The 13,462-nt window shown below is 39.9% G+C and carries 15 protein-coding genes; 10 read left to right on the forward strand and 5 right to left on the reverse strand.

The features are described from left to right. Positions 1-137: 137 nt before the first annotated feature. The gene (locus HYU69_11565; GenBank protein ID MBI2270972.1) at positions 138-395 is read right to left on the reverse strand and encodes a type B 50S ribosomal protein L31; all 258 of its coding nucleotides are present in this window, start codon (positions 393-395) and stop codon (positions 138-140) included. A 205-nt stretch (positions 396-600) separates the two neighbouring features. Here HYU69_11565 and HYU69_11570 point away from each other — a divergent pair, with 205 nt between their 5' ends. The 4 genes from HYU69_11570 to HYU69_11585 all read left to right on the forward strand — a co-directional run bounded on the left by HYU69_11570 (position 601) and on the right by HYU69_11585 (position 5,521). Continuing rightward, on the forward strand, positions 601-2,790 hold the full coding sequence (locus tag HYU69_11570) for a S9 family peptidase (GenBank protein ID MBI2270973.1): 2,190 nt from the start codon (positions 601-603) through the stop codon (positions 2,788-2,790). A gap of 42 nt (positions 2,791-2,832) precedes the next feature. After that, complete coding sequence (locus HYU69_11575; protein ID MBI2270974.1) at positions 2,833-4,404, forward strand: peptide MFS transporter; 1,572 nt, start codon at positions 2,833-2,835, stop codon at positions 4,402-4,404. A gap of 70 nt (positions 4,405-4,474) precedes the next feature. Continuing rightward, positions 4,475-4,918 carry a hypothetical protein gene (locus tag HYU69_11580; GenBank protein MBI2270975.1) on the forward strand — a complete coding sequence of 148 codons (444 nt, stop codon included), beginning with the start codon at positions 4,475-4,477 and terminating at the stop codon, positions 4,916-4,918. A 15-nt stretch (positions 4,919-4,933) separates the two neighbouring features. Next, entirely contained in the window at positions 4,934-5,521 is a 588-nt protein-coding gene (locus HYU69_11585) for a DUF255 domain-containing protein (protein ID MBI2270976.1), read from the forward strand. 3 nt (positions 5,522-5,524) lie between these two features. On the opposite strand, the gene HYU69_11590 is transcribed toward HYU69_11585, so the two are convergent. Then, a complete protein-coding gene (locus tag HYU69_11590) occupies positions 5,525-5,719 on the reverse strand; it encodes a hypothetical protein (GenBank protein MBI2270977.1) in 195 nt (64 codons plus the stop codon). Positions 5,720-6,025: 306 nt separating this feature from the next. Here HYU69_11590 and HYU69_11595 point away from each other — a divergent pair, with 306 nt between their 5' ends. Continuing rightward, complete coding sequence (locus HYU69_11595; protein ID MBI2270978.1) at positions 6,026-7,060, forward strand: hypothetical protein; 1,035 nt, start codon at positions 6,026-6,028, stop codon at positions 7,058-7,060. 47 nt (positions 7,061-7,107) lie between these two features. Here HYU69_11595 and HYU69_11600 read toward each other — a convergent pair whose 3' ends face one another. From HYU69_11600 to ruvX, 3 genes are all read right to left on the reverse strand, one after another. After that, positions 7,108-7,659 (reverse strand): tetratricopeptide repeat protein, encoded by a 552-nt coding sequence (locus tag HYU69_11600; protein ID MBI2270979.1) that lies wholly within the window; start codon positions 7,657-7,659, stop codon positions 7,108-7,110. A 360-nt stretch (positions 7,660-8,019) separates the two neighbouring features. Then, positions 8,020-8,610 carry a peptide deformylase gene (locus HYU69_11605; GenBank protein MBI2270980.1) on the reverse strand — a complete coding sequence of 197 codons (591 nt, stop codon included), beginning with the start codon at positions 8,608-8,610 and terminating at the stop codon, positions 8,020-8,022. Between the two features lie 130 nt (positions 8,611-8,740). Further along, entirely contained in the window at positions 8,741-9,166 is a 426-nt protein-coding gene (ruvX, locus tag HYU69_11610; protein ID MBI2270981.1) for a Holliday junction resolvase RuvX, read from the reverse strand. A gap of 77 nt (positions 9,167-9,243) precedes the next feature. On the opposite strand from ruvX, the gene HYU69_11615 reads away from it, so the two are divergent. From HYU69_11615 to HYU69_11635, 5 genes are all read left to right on the forward strand, one after another. Further along, the gene (locus HYU69_11615; GenBank protein ID MBI2270982.1) at positions 9,244-10,050 is read left to right on the forward strand and encodes a 2,3,4,5-tetrahydropyridine-2,6-dicarboxylate N-succinyltransferase; all 807 of its coding nucleotides are present in this window, start codon (positions 9,244-9,246) and stop codon (positions 10,048-10,050) included. A gap of 80 nt (positions 10,051-10,130) precedes the next feature. Beyond that, positions 10,131-12,287, forward strand: coding sequence for a S46 family peptidase (locus HYU69_11620; protein MBI2270983.1), 2,157 nt, complete (start codon positions 10,131-10,133; stop codon positions 12,285-12,287). Positions 12,288-12,363: 76 nt separating this feature from the next. Then, a complete protein-coding gene (locus HYU69_11625) occupies positions 12,364-12,849 on the forward strand; it encodes a hypothetical protein (GenBank protein MBI2270984.1) in 486 nt (161 codons plus the stop codon). A gap of 20 nt (positions 12,850-12,869) precedes the next feature. After that, positions 12,870-13,160, forward strand: a complete 291-nt coding sequence (locus tag HYU69_11630) for a nucleotidyltransferase domain-containing protein (protein MBI2270985.1) — start codon at positions 12,870-12,872, stop codon at positions 13,158-13,160. Then, complete coding sequence (locus HYU69_11635) at positions 13,150-13,344, forward strand: DUF86 domain-containing protein (GenBank protein ID MBI2270986.1); 195 nt, start codon at positions 13,150-13,152, stop codon at positions 13,342-13,344. The genes HYU69_11630 and HYU69_11635 overlap by 11 nt, the downstream gene beginning before the upstream one ends. Positions 13,345-13,462: the final 118 nt, after the last annotated feature.

Below are 13,462 nucleotides of genomic sequence, written 5' to 3' on the forward strand. Positions count from 1 at the left end.
GCTTTTGTTCCTCTTATCTACTTCGGACTTCGGTCTTCTGTCTTCCAACCTTTATAAAAATAACAAATGTCCCAAAACTAAAACAGCCCCCCAAATCTGAGGAGCTGCCTTTCAATAGCATAACATTATCAAAAAAATTATTTCGCCGCTTTCTTCTCGTAACGTTTTTTGAATTTATCTACACGGCCTGCTGTATCAACCAACATAAGTTTGCCGGTATAAAAAGGATGCGACATGTGTGAAATATCCAGCTTAATAAGCGGGTATTCATTTCCGTCTTCCCATTTAATAGTTTCTTTTGTTTCAGATGCTGAACGGGTTATGAACGCATAATCGTTCGACATGTCTTTGAAAACACACAATCTGTAGTTTTCGGGGTGTATACCTTTTTTCATTGTTCAAAAATTTATTGGGATGCAAATATAGGAAAAAAATGAAAAACATCAGCGAATAACGAATAAAAAGCGAATTTACGAATCTAAACCCATATCAATTCGCAAATTCGTACAGATTCGTTATTCGTTGATGTTGCCGTTCATCATATTTTTCAGCTTAAAAACAGGCTTTTTGCCTATATTCACCCTATAAATGATACCTTTTATGCACAGAATATTGCCTCTGATGACCCTTTTAATTTGCCTTTCAGGATACAGTCAAAAGAAGGATATTACGCTCGAAGATATATGGACCAAAGGAACCTTTATGCCGGCAGGGATCGATGGTTTGTATTCAATGAAGGATGGTAAGTATTATACTTCGTTGGAAACAGACGAAAAGGGCCTGGAAACATTTATAGTTAAATATGAATACAAAACGGGGAAACAGGTTAAAACAATCGTTCGTTCATCTGCTCTTATTCCCGCCGGATCCTATACTCCTGTTTCAATTGATAACTATTCTTTCAGCAATGATGAAAGCAAGATCCTTATCGCTTCTGAAGAGGAAAAAATTTACCGTCACTCAACCCGCGAAAATTATTATGTGTATGATATAAAGTCAAAGAAACTCGACAAGGTTACCGCAGGTGAGAAGCAAATGTATGGCTCCTTTTCACCCGATGGAAACAAAGTGGCCTTTGTACGCAACAACAACCTCTTTATTAAAGACCTTGTTAAAGGAGTTGAATCAATGATTACCTCTGACGGAAAATTCAACCACATTATTAATGGCGCCACTGATTGGGTGTACGAAGAAGAATTCTCGTTCAGCCAGGCCTATGCATGGAGTCCTGATGGTAATAAAATCGCTTATTACAGATTCGATGAAAGCCGCGTGAAAGAGTTTGAAATGAGTGAGTATAATGGTAACCTGTACCCTACTGTGTATCGTTATAAATATCCTAAAGCCGGTGAAAATAATTCGGTCGTAAGTATTCATGTGTATGATCTTCAAAAGGCCACAACAATCACAGTTGACATTGGCAAAGAAACCGATCAATACATTCCCCGCATAAAATGGACCAACAATGACAGCACACTTTCGTTATTACGTATGAACCGTTTGCAAAATAAGCTGGAACTACTGCTCGCCAATGCATACACCGGTCATTCAAAAATTATTTTAACGGAGGAAAGCAAAACATATATTGAGATATCGGATAACCTTACTTTCTTAAAGGACAATAAAAGCTTTATCTGGTCAAGCGACATGGATGGTTTTTACCACTTGTATTTATATGATATTTCGGGCAAAATGATCAGACAGCTCACCAAAGGAAGCTGGGATGTGTTCGACTTTAAAGGAGTTGATGAATCTACCCAAACCCTGTTTTATATATCTGACGAGACTTCCGTAACAGAAAGATGCCTTTACTCCATTAAGCTGGATGGAGAAAAAAAACAAAAACTCTCAGTAAATAACGGCACCAACAGTGTCGACTTTGGAAACGGATTCCATTATTACATCAACACATTCAGCGACGCGAACACGCCTCCAAACATTACACTGCACAGCGCTGATGGTAGGCTTATCCGTGTTATTGAAGACAATAAAGACCTTAAGAAAACCCTTGAAAGCTATAACTTAACAAAAAAAGAATTCTTCTCGTTCAAAACTTCCGAAGATGTAGAATTAAATGCATGGATGATGAAGCCCGCTGATTTTGATCCCAATATTAAATACCCTGTTTTGCTTACATTTTATGGAGGCCCACACAACAACGACGTGAGTAATGAATGGGGAGGCAGCTACTATTTGTGGCACACCCTCCTAACCCAAAAGGGATATATTGTAGCCTGTGTGGACAACCGGGGTACAGAAGGGCGTGGACGTGATTTTAAAAAATGTACTTACAAACAATTAGGAAAACTCGAAACAATTGATCAGATCGAATCGGCCAGATTCCTGGGTAGTTTTGCTTATGTCGATAAAGACCGCATAGGTGTACAGGGTTGGAGTTTTGGTGGTTACCTGAGTTCACTTTGCATGACAAAGGGTGCCAATTATTTTAAAGCGGGTATAGCAGTTGCACCCGTTACCAACTGGCGTTTTTATGATACTATATATACCGAACGTTATCTTTCAACGCCACAAGAGAACCCCGGAGGATACGATGAAAATTCCCCCATCAATTTTGTAAATATGCTGAAAGGTAAGTACCTGCTCGTTCATGGCAGCGCCGACGACAACGTGCATTTACAAAACACCCTTGAAATGAGCAGCGCCCTCATTAAAGCCAACAAACAGTTCGAGCAGTTCATTTATCCCGATAAAGCCCATAGTATAAATGGGGCCGTTACAAGATTGAACCTGTTCACCAAAATGACCAATTTTATTATAGAGAATTTGTAAGCACAATTTTCATATATTTAGCGACTCTAAAAAAGAAAAACTATGTCAGCAACGACAAACGAAGGACACCCAAAAGGATTGTATGTATTATTTGTAACCGAAATGTGGGAGCGTTTCAGCTACTATGGAATGCGGGCGCTGTTTGTGCTTTTCATGACCAAAGCATTATTATTTGACAAAGCGCTTGGTTCACAGATATATGGCAGTTATACAGGATTGGTTTATCTAACACCCCTACTCGGAGGTTATATGGCCGACAGGTATTGGGGCAATCGTAAATCTATCATCATTGGCGGCTTACTTATGGCCCTTGGCCAGTTTTTCATGTTTTTCAGCGGCTCAATTTATGAGCAGCAGAGTACGGCCGGAATAGCCATGTATACCGGTTTAACATTTCTCATTTTAGGAAATGGATTCTTTAAACCGAATATTTCTACAATGGTGGGACAACTTTATCCAGAAGGTGATAAAAGACGTGACGCGGCCTTTACAATTTTTTACATGGGTATTAATCTTGGAGCTTTTATTGCTCCGCTGCTTTGCGGTTATCTTGGCGATACAGGTAACCCTGCTGATTTTAAATGGGGCTTTCTGGCGGCGGGTTGTGGCATGCTGGTAAGTATTGCCTTTTTTGTTTATCTAAAGGATAAATATATTGTAACACCAGAAGGCAAGGCTATTGGAGGTAAACCGGAAAATGCTTCCACAAAGGTAGCTGAAACCGCAAGGCCCGATGTATCAGTTCAGACAGATGTTCCTGAAGAACTGGTAAAAGCATTTTCGCCCGCACAGGTTGGTATTTGGGGAACTGTCGCGATTGCCATATTTGGACTTTTCTTTTGGGGTTTCGATACAGACCTTATCGGTTCATTTATTTACTCATTAACCATTGCGGCTCCGGGATTTATTATATCCGACAAAACCCTCACCAAGATCGAACGCGAGCGGATCTGGGTAATTTATATCGCAGCCTTCTTTGTTATATTCTTTTGGGCTGCATTCGAGCAGGCGGGCGCATCACTTACCTATTTCGCCGAAGAACAAACTGACAGAAATCTTTTGGGAACAACAATTCCAACCAGCTTTTTTCAATCGATCAATGCTGTAGCAATTGTGATCTTCGCACCTCTTTTTGCTTTCCTATGGCAGTTTCTTGGCAAGAAAAACATGGAGCCTGCATCACCTTATAAACAGGCGCTTGGTTTATTTCTGCTTTCACTAGGATACCTGGTGATCGCCTTCGGTGTTAAAGGAGTGGAGCCGGGTGTTAAGGTGAGCATACTTTGGTTAACATCATTATACCTTATTCACACTTTTGGTGAATTGTGCCTTTCTCCGATCGGTCTTTCAATGGTAAACAAACTTGCTCCCATGAAATTTGCATCATTGCTTATGGGCGTTTGGTTTCTTTCTACCGCCGCAGCCAATAAATTCGCGGGTGCCTTAAGCAGCCTTTACCCTGATCCTTCGAAACCATTTCCGCATTTTATAGGATTTGAAATAAATGACCTTTATTCTTTCTTTATGGTATTCGTGGCCATGTCCGGAGCAGCATCACTTTGCTTATTTGTGGTAAGTAAAAAGTTGACTACCATGATGAATGGGATCAGGTAGTTGTTGGTTATTAATTGTCGGTTGCCGGCGAAACAAACAACTAACGTACAGTCATTCATTTTAACAAATTTTGACTAAAGCAGAAACCCCATATCAAACACTTGAAACTGGCCAACCTGTTTTATTAGGCAAACAATCCCTTACCGAATCCGAGATCATTGAATACGCTAGAATATTTGACCCGCTTGAGTTTCACATTGATAAAGAGGCGGCTAAAAAAAGTTTATTCGGCAGATTAATAGCCAGCGGTCCTCATATTTTCCAGGTCATGCACCGTAAATTCTGGATACCGCGCTTTGGAAACTCTGTTATTGCCGGACTTGAAGTAAATAATTGGAAATTCCTGAAGCCCGTTTACCCCAACCATGAAATTGAGTGTTATATTACAATTCTTTCAAAAAAAGTGAATTCCGACAGTAAAACTGTAACAATTAAGTGGTTTTATGAGTTTAAGTATGCTCAAAGTAAAGAATTGGTACAATGTTTGGATATGACTGTATTACATAGAATTTAACAAATCAATATATTGATGAAAAAACTACTGATTCCCGCGGCATTATTTTTAATACTTATACTTACTGCTTTCAAGGTCGGTGAAGAAAAAAAATCACCACCCGATGAACAAATAAAGTGGTACACCTTCCAGGAAGCGTACAACCTCAATAAAACCAAACCTAAAAAAATATTCATTGATGTATACACCGACTGGTGCGGATGGTGCAAGAAAATGGATGCATATACATTCAAGGACCAGCGTGTAATTAAATTGATGAACAAATATTTTTATGCCGTTAAGCTCGATGCCGAAATGAAAGACACCGTAAGAATGGACAGCGCTCAATTTGTAAACCCTAATCCAAACGGGATGCGCTCCACTCATCAGCTTGCATCGGCATTGCTGAACAACCAGATGTCCTACCCCACTACAGTTTACCTGAATGAAAAATTCGGCTTATTAAGTCAGCCTGTGCCCGGTTACCAAACGCCCGAAAGCATTGAACCTATCATGGTGTTTTTAGGTGAAGAATTATTCAACAAACAGACCTGGGAGGAATTTATGAAGACATATAAACCTGGCGGAGAAATTATAAAAACTGAAAAAACAGGGAGTAAATAATTATTAAAGGAAATAGTCGTTCTTGCTTTTCTTTCTGAAACTTTCTTTGATAGCAACAATTGAAAAAAGTAAAAAATAAACAGGTGTGCCTATAAAAACGATGAATGCTAATGTTGATAATTCTTCAGGTAGATACATCACAGTAAATAGCATCCATGTAATACTTACAAAGACACCTAAGACTGAAAGTTGTTTCATATTAGCAATGTTTGACTACCAAATATAATTATTTTAGGGCCTGTTTAAAATTTATATATATAAAAAACAGGTCGCCCCGATGGGGCTAAAATTCGGTAGTGCATTTTTACTACAAACAGGTCGTCCCTCTGGGACTTATTTTTGAAACCCTTTAGGGGCGACCTGTTTGTAGAAAGACAAGTTAAAATATATTTTAAGCCCCGTCGGGGCGACTTGTAATTAAATCTAATGAAATTTAAACAGGCTCTTAATTAAGAGGTTATGCGTTAGTTTATTCAATCTCCTGATAATAAACATATATAAATTATGAAAAAATTTATTCCGATCATTTTACTGGGCTTTATCTTCCCGGCTTGCAAAACAAACTACGTACACATCAGCGTTATGGATCCTGCACCTGTCACAGTACCAAATACGATCAGGAAAGTGGGAGTGCTTAACAGAAGTATACCTTCGGATGACGCAAAGACATTGAACACAATTCACCAGATCCTTTCCGGAGAAACTGCTGCTATGGTTAAAGAAGGCAGTGCCGAAAGCATCAGGGGGTTAAAAGACGCCTTGATGGAAAACAACCGGTTTGAACTGGTAAAGCAATTGGACTCAACGGTGCTCAAAGGGCCGGGTTTTGGTATCTTCGCTGCTCCATTATCATGGGAACAGGTAGAAAGCATATGTCGCGCCAATAATATTGATGCGCTGTTTGCATTGGAAATGTTTGATACTGAACTGAAGATAAACCCTATTGTAATTCCGCCAAAAACAACAAATCCATTGGATGTTATTGCGTCTGTTCAGCAGCAGGTGAATATGGAAACAACAGTTAAAACAGGCTGGAGGATATATGACCCCGGCAATAGGTTAATTGTCGATGAGTATTCACTTTTTCAGAACATGACTTTTACCGCGCGCGGCGTAACTGTAGTTGCCGCAACAGGGGCGCTGATCAGCCGTAAAGAAGCCGTGAAACAAACTGCTAACAAGGTTGGCCACATATACGCCGACAGAATACTTCCATATTGGACAAAAGTTACCCGTGATTATTATGTAAAAGCCAATTCAAATTTTAAGATCGCCAAGCGCAAGGCCAGGACAGGTAACTGGGATGGAGCTGCCGAGATATGGCAAAAAGAAACTACTAACAGCAGCCGGAAAGTCGCCGGAAGAGCCTGCTATAACATGGCTATCATCAATGAAATAAACGGAAACCTGGATAAGGCCATTGAATGGGCACAAAAGTCATATGAAAATTACAATATTCGTCTGGGGAGGAATTATGTGAACATGCTGCGGAACAGGAAGTATCAAAGCGACCGTTTGAAAAGCCAGGAGATAAAATAGGAACCTGAATACGGTTAAGACTTCATTTCAGGAACTTCAGCGTTGGTTCACTTTACCTTATTCTTCTTTTCAAACTCCTTAATAAGCTCTTCATCACTTTTACCGAGGTTGGCAATAGATGCCTTCGCGTCTTCGGCAATTTTGGTATTGGGATATTGTTCAACGACCTGGCTGTATATCCCTTTTGCTTTGGTTATATCATTCAATTGCGTTTCGTAAATAAAACCCTGAAGGAACAGAGCAAACGAAGCTTTTCCAAAATTGGGATATACATCATTTACTTTTTGAAAAAGCTCAATAGCCTTTTCACTTTGTTTAACATTCATAGAAACTTCAGCGGCCTTGAAAAGATAATCAGCCGCTGCGGCATCTTTGGGATAGTTATTGAAAAATTCCATATACGCGTTTACCATTGCTGCACCAAGGTTGTAATCGATTGTTTGCTGTGCTTTGAGCTTCTGCTCTAATAGTTCAATAGTATGTACAAGTGTATCGCGAACCGGCTTTGCAGGGCTTTTAGTGGCAGGTGTTTCCGGGCTACTGTTGTTGCAGGCGGCGAATAGGAACGAGACAAACGCAAGAAGGATTATTTTTTTCATAATAAGAATTTTTGGTGGGCTTTTGTGTTTTGGTGCTTTAGTGGCAAATGGATTTTCGCCACCAAAGCACGAAAGCTCCAAATTTTCACCAAATGTTTTTCTGAAAATTCCATATAATCATCGTATTCGGTATGATCTTTAATATATGGTTTTCAAAATTCATGTTATGTCGACCCGCCTTTTGACGGGTTAGACACCTGGCAGAGCGCTGGCCACCTACCCTCAAATGCCAGATTCCTCGTTTCACTCGGAATGACACACATCTGACTTAAAGTAATTAATAAAACCTACTGATCACTGATCACTGATTACCGATTACTGATTACCGATCACCGATAACTGATCACCAATCCCCCCCCTTCACTTCCTCTTCGGAAACCTCATCTTATACGCTACATCCACTTTACCTTTGGTAATGTCATCCAGCTTGCCCTTTAGCATCTTTCTGCGCATTGGGTTTATCCTGTCCACGAACAACTTGCCGTCAATATGATCATACTCATGCTGAATAATGCGGGCAGCAATACCTTCGTACGTTTCAATATGTTTCTTAAAATGCTCGTCATAATACTGTATCCTTATCTTAGGTAAACGCAGCACATCTTCCCGTATCTTGGGTATACTCAGACAACCCTCGTTAAATTTCCATTCTTCACCCTCTTCCTCAAGGATCTTTGCATTGATAAATACCTTTTTCAGGTCCTTCAATCCTTTATATTCTTCAAGGGGCTTTCCGTCATCATCTGTGTCTTCTGCAAATGGCGATGGGTCAATAATAAATAAGCGTATGGATCTGCCAACCTGCGGAGCCGCCAAACCCACTCCACTCGCATCATACATAGTATCAAACATGTCAGCAATAAACTGCTCCAGGCCGGGATAGTCTTTATCTATATCGACTCCCACTTTTTTAAGTACCGGATCGCCGTAGGCTACAATTGGAAAAATCATAACAAATTACAAATTGAAAATTACAAATTACTAATTACCTGTCTACACCGACATTTCGAATTCACTAAGTGTATCAGCTTCGACAGGCGGGCTTATTACTTTTTACCATTTACCGATCACCAAAAACTGATCACCGATTACCATTTTCTTTATGTTCAAGATACGATTGCAAAATTATTGTCGCACTCACCATATCAACGGTTTCTTTGTTCTGTCTGTCCTTTTTCTTTAAACCTCCATCTATCATTGCCTGGAAAGCCATTTTAGATGTAAAACGTTCGTCCATACGCTCGATCGGGATATTTGGAAAATTCTTTTGCAGACTTTTCACAAAAGGAGCGATCTGTCTTTCCACATCACTGGCCTCGTTATTCATACGTTTAGGCTCTCCAACAACAATACACACCACGTTTTCCTTCACTACATACCCTTTTAAAAACTCCATCACATCCTTGGAATGAATGGTTGTAAGCCCATTGGCTATGATCTGGTTCGGATCGGTTACAGCTATTCCAACACGCTTTGTACCATAGTCAATTGCCATAATCCGGGCCATTCAACAAAGTTAAAGGTTAATTGCTAAATGTTAAACGGGATTTGATATATTTATGACCCCAAAAAGTCAAAAGATTTATGCAAAAAATAATAGAAGCAGCCTGGGATAACCGGGAATTGTTAAAAGAGACGAAAACACAGGAAACTATCCGCGAGCTAATTGAACAGCTTGACAAAGGCAAATTGCGGGTAGCTGAACCCAAAGGCAATGATTGGCAGGTAAATGAATGGATTAAGAAAGCGGTTATTCTTTACTTTCCCATCCAGCAAATGGAAACACTGGAGGCCGGCCCGCTTGAGTTTCATGATAAAATGAAATTAAAACGAAATTATGCCGCGCTTGGCGTTCGTGTGGTACCTCATGCCGTTGCACGTTACGGAGCCTATCTGGCCAAAGGTGTAATTATGATGCCGAGCTATGTCAATATCGGGGCTTACGTTGATAGCGGAACGATGGTCGACACATGGGCAACCGTTGGTTCCTGTGCGCAGATAGGTAAAGATGTTCACCTCAGCGGCGGTGTTGGAATAGGCGGCGTACTGGAACCCATACAGGCTGCCCCTGTGGTTATTGAGGATGGGTGTTTCATCGGCTCACGCTGCATTATAGTTGAAGGCGTGCGTGTACAAAAAGAAGCCGTTTTGGGTGCGAATGTGGTACTTACCAAATCGACAAAAATAATTGACGTGACCGGTGCACAACCGAAAGAATATAAAAGTATCGTTCCTCCGCGCTCGGTTGTTATTCCCGGCTCATACACCAAAAATTTTTCGGCAGGGGATTACCATGTACAATGCGCGCTGATCATTGGACAACGCAAAGAAAGCACCGACCTGAAAACATCACTTAACAACGCATTAAGAGAATATGATGTTGCAGTGTGATTAAAATCGAAATTATAAATTGCAGATTTTATAATTCAATAACCAACAACTATCAACTATCAACCGACAACAATACTCCTATGAAGAAGTTCTCAATTCTTACAGCATTACTTACTATCCTGATAAACCCATTTAACCTCGCTGCCGATGAAGGCATGTGGCTTCCGCAGTTTTTAAAAGACCTCAATGAAGGTGAAATGCAAAAACTGGGCTGCAAGCTTACGGCAGACCAGATATACAGCGTAAACAACTCATCGCTCAAAGATGCGATTGTATTATTCGGAGGCGGATGTACCGGCGAAATGGTTTCTAATGAAGGCTTGCTGTTAACCAATCACCACTGCGGATACGGAAGCATACAGTCGCATTCAAGCGTTGAACATAATTACCTCGACAATGGTTTCTGGGCTAAAAACAAAGGTGAAGAACTGCCAACACCCGGCCTTACCTGCACTTTTGTAGTTCGTATTGACGATGTTACCAAACAGGTGCTGAACGGAGTTACTGATAATATGGATGAAACGAAACGTAACAAGTTGATCGAAAAAAACAGCAAGACACTTGAAGCTGATGCCGTTAAAGATACCTGGTACCGTGCAAGGATAAGGCCGTATTTCTATGGAAACGAATATTACATGGTAGTTACCGAAACCTTTAAAGATGTCCGCCTTGTTGGCGCCCCGCCCCAATCGATCGGAAAATTCGGCGGGGAGACCGACAACTGGATGTGGCCGCGTCATACGGGCGACTTTTCGGTTTTCCGTATTTACGCGAATGAAAAGAACGAACCGGCCGATTATTCCCCCAATAACAAACCATTTAAACCTAGAAATTTTTTAAATGTTTCACTAAAAGGGTATCAAAAAGGTGATTTCACAATGACCTACGGCTTTCCCGGCCGGACTTTTGAATACGTCACATCACACGGTATTCGTATGGTAACGGAAATATCAAATCCTACCAGCATAAGTATCCGTGAGAAAAGACTTGGTATATGGATGAATGATATGAAAGCCAATGACAAAGTTAGATTGCAATATTCAAGTAAGTATGCCCGGATTTCAAATTACTATAAAAAATTCCAGGGAGAAGATAAAGGAATGCGATTGTTAAATACAATTGCAATGAAAGAGAGTCTCGAGAAACAGTTCAGGGAATGGGCCTATACATCAAAACAAACCCAATACGGAAACCTGCTGACTGATTTTAAAACAGCATATGAACAAATGTATCCGCTGGAGTTAGAATCGACCCTTTTTGATGAATGCGGTATGGGTATTGAACTTGTTTCATTTGCCAACAGGTTCATTACATTGGTTTCTTTAAGCAAAAATGCCGGTAGTACTGATGAACAGATCAAAGCTGAAGCAGAAAATCTAAAAAAAGACGCAACCCGGTTTTTCAAGGATTATAATGCACCAACCGATGAAAAAGAGCTGGCCGCTTTATTGAAAATGTATTCCGATCTGTCAAAAACACATCGCACACCTGCATTTGACCTTGTGGCAAAAAAATACAAGAATGATTATACAGAATATGCCGAAGAGGTTTTTGAGAATTCATGGCTGGTGAATGAAAAAAAGGTTACTTCATTCCTTAATAGCTATAAACGAAGCCAATTCAAAAAGATTGAAAAAGATATGGGCTTTAAGCTTATGCTCGACATTGTAAACAATTACAAAAAAAATATCGACCCCGCTTATTCAGCTCTTGAAACTAAAATAGATCTTTTGTACCGCCAATGGGTGAAAGCTCTGCGTGAAATGCAAAAAGACCGGAAATTCTGGCCTGATGCCAATTCAACACTTCGTGTAGCGTATGGAACTGTTGCGCCATATAAACCATTTGATGGTGCCCTGTATGATTACAAAACGACTTTAAGCGGTGTTATTGAAAAGATGGATAATACAAACCCTGAGTTCAGGGTTCCTCAAAAGCTGGTTGACCTTTACAATGCCAAAGATTTTGGTCAATATGCCGAAAATGGCGATGTTCCGGTTGCATTTATTGCAAGTAACCATACTACAGGTGGAAATTCGGGGTCTCCGTTGCTTGATGGAGAAGGTCGTTTGCTTGGCCTGAATTTTGATACGGCATGGGAAGGAACCATGAGCAATTATCACTTTAATGCCGACCGCGCACGCAATATCAGTGTTGATATACGTTATGTATTATTTATCATCGACAAGTTTGCAGGAGCCGGTTATTTAGTTGATGAGATGACGTTGGTTAAATAAAAAAGGGTTCCGGGTTCAAGGTTCAAAGTTCAGTGTTATAATAACGTTGAACCCGGAACATTGAACAACATTTAAAATGAGAAAAATTAAACACATACTCACAATTTTTCTGATACAAACTTCAGTACTCAGTTATAGCCAAAATTCAATACCTGCGCTTAATCAAAAGATACTTGATTATACCACGAGTGTTGTAGGAAAAAAAGTTGCACGTGGAGAATGCTGGGATCTGGCCAATGAAGCACTTACAAGAGTAAACGCCAAATGGGATGGTGACTATAAATACGGCAAGCAAATGGATCCTCTAAAAGACAACATTTACCCTGGCGACCTGATACAATTCGAGAATGTTGTTTTAAAATACGATAAAGGTGGCCGACACTTCAAAGAATCTATGGCTCATCATACAGCCATTGTATATAGAGTGATCGCTAAAGGTGAATACCAGATCGCACACCAGAATACCGGTCAGCATGGCCGAAAAGTCGGGATAAGTGAACTTAAATTGGCCGACATGACCAAAGGCAAGGTTATGTTTTACAGGCCGGAGAGTAATTATTAGTTTTTTAGTAACTTAGCAATATGACAATTCAAAGTATTAAACATACGTTAAGCAAGTACTTTATAGATAAGCCCGTGCTTAAAGCTTATATATTTGGCTCAATTGCAAGGCAGGAAGACGATATTAACAGTGACATCGACATTTTAGTTGAACTGGACTATTCTCAAACCATCGGTTTAATGTTTGTCCAAATGAAACTTGACCTCGAAAATATTTTCCATAAAAAAGTTGACTTGCTTTCTCAAAAAGCTGTTTCAAAATACATCAAACCATATATTGATAAGGATAAAATTCTGGTTTATGCGAAATAATTTTGGTGACAAAGTCCGATTACAACATATATCTGATGCTATAGCCGAAATAAAAAGTTACATACACAACACTTCATTTCAATCCTTTTCGCAAAATTCAATGATGCGAATTGCCTGCGTTAAACAACTGGAAATTATTGGAGAAGCGTCCGGGCATATATCTCATGAAATGGTCATGAGCTAGAATGAAGCACACCAACCGAGGATGAATATTTAACTTCGTGCAAAACATGAAACGTAATGCAAGAAATAAAATTCAAACAGGTTGTAACAACCGGTTGCGGTATAGATGTCCATAAGGA

The sequence above is a fragment of the Bacteroidota bacterium genome, assembly GCA_016183775.1.
Lineage (GTDB): Bacteria > Bacteroidota > Bacteroidia > JABDFU01 > JABDFU01 > JABDFU01.

Excerpts from the sequence above, each read along its gene's own strand:
- HYU69_11590 (MBI2270977.1), bottom strand. The coding sequence starts at position 5,719 with ATGAAACAACTTTCAGTCTTAGGTGTCTTTGTAAGTATTACATGGATG.
- HYU69_11565 (MBI2270972.1), bottom strand. The coding sequence starts at position 395 with ATGAAAAAAGGTATACACCCCGAAAACTACAGATTGTGTGTTTTCAAA.
- HYU69_11585 (MBI2270976.1), top strand. The coding sequence starts at position 4,934 with ATGAAAAAACTACTGATTCCCGCGGCATTATTTTTAATACTTATACTT.
- HYU69_11635 (MBI2270986.1), top strand. The coding sequence starts at position 13,150 with ATGCGAAATAATTTTGGTGACAAAGTCCGATTACAACATATATCTGAT.
- HYU69_11570 (MBI2270973.1), top strand. The coding sequence starts at position 601 with ATGCACAGAATATTGCCTCTGATGACCCTTTTAATTTGCCTTTCAGGA.
- HYU69_11625 (MBI2270984.1), top strand. The coding sequence starts at position 12,364 with ATGAGAAAAATTAAACACATACTCACAATTTTTCTGATACAAACTTCA.
- HYU69_11620 (MBI2270983.1), top strand. The coding sequence starts at position 10,131 with ATGAAGAAGTTCTCAATTCTTACAGCATTACTTACTATCCTGATAAAC.
- HYU69_11600 (MBI2270979.1), bottom strand. The coding sequence starts at position 7,659 with ATGAAAAAAATAATCCTTCTTGCGTTTGTCTCGTTCCTATTCGCCGCC.
- HYU69_11595 (MBI2270978.1), top strand. The coding sequence starts at position 6,026 with ATGAAAAAATTTATTCCGATCATTTTACTGGGCTTTATCTTCCCGGCT.
- HYU69_11630 (MBI2270985.1), top strand. The coding sequence starts at position 12,870 with ATGACAATTCAAAGTATTAAACATACGTTAAGCAAGTACTTTATAGAT.
- ruvX (MBI2270981.1), bottom strand. The coding sequence starts at position 9,166 with ATGGCCCGGATTATGGCAATTGACTATGGTACAAAGCGTGTTGGAATA.
- HYU69_11605 (MBI2270980.1), bottom strand. The coding sequence starts at position 8,610 with ATGATTTTTCCAATTGTAGCCTACGGCGATCCGGTACTTAAAAAAGTG.
- HYU69_11575 (MBI2270974.1), top strand. The coding sequence starts at position 2,833 with ATGTCAGCAACGACAAACGAAGGACACCCAAAAGGATTGTATGTATTA.
- HYU69_11615 (MBI2270982.1), top strand. The coding sequence starts at position 9,244 with ATGCAAAAAATAATAGAAGCAGCCTGGGATAACCGGGAATTGTTAAAA.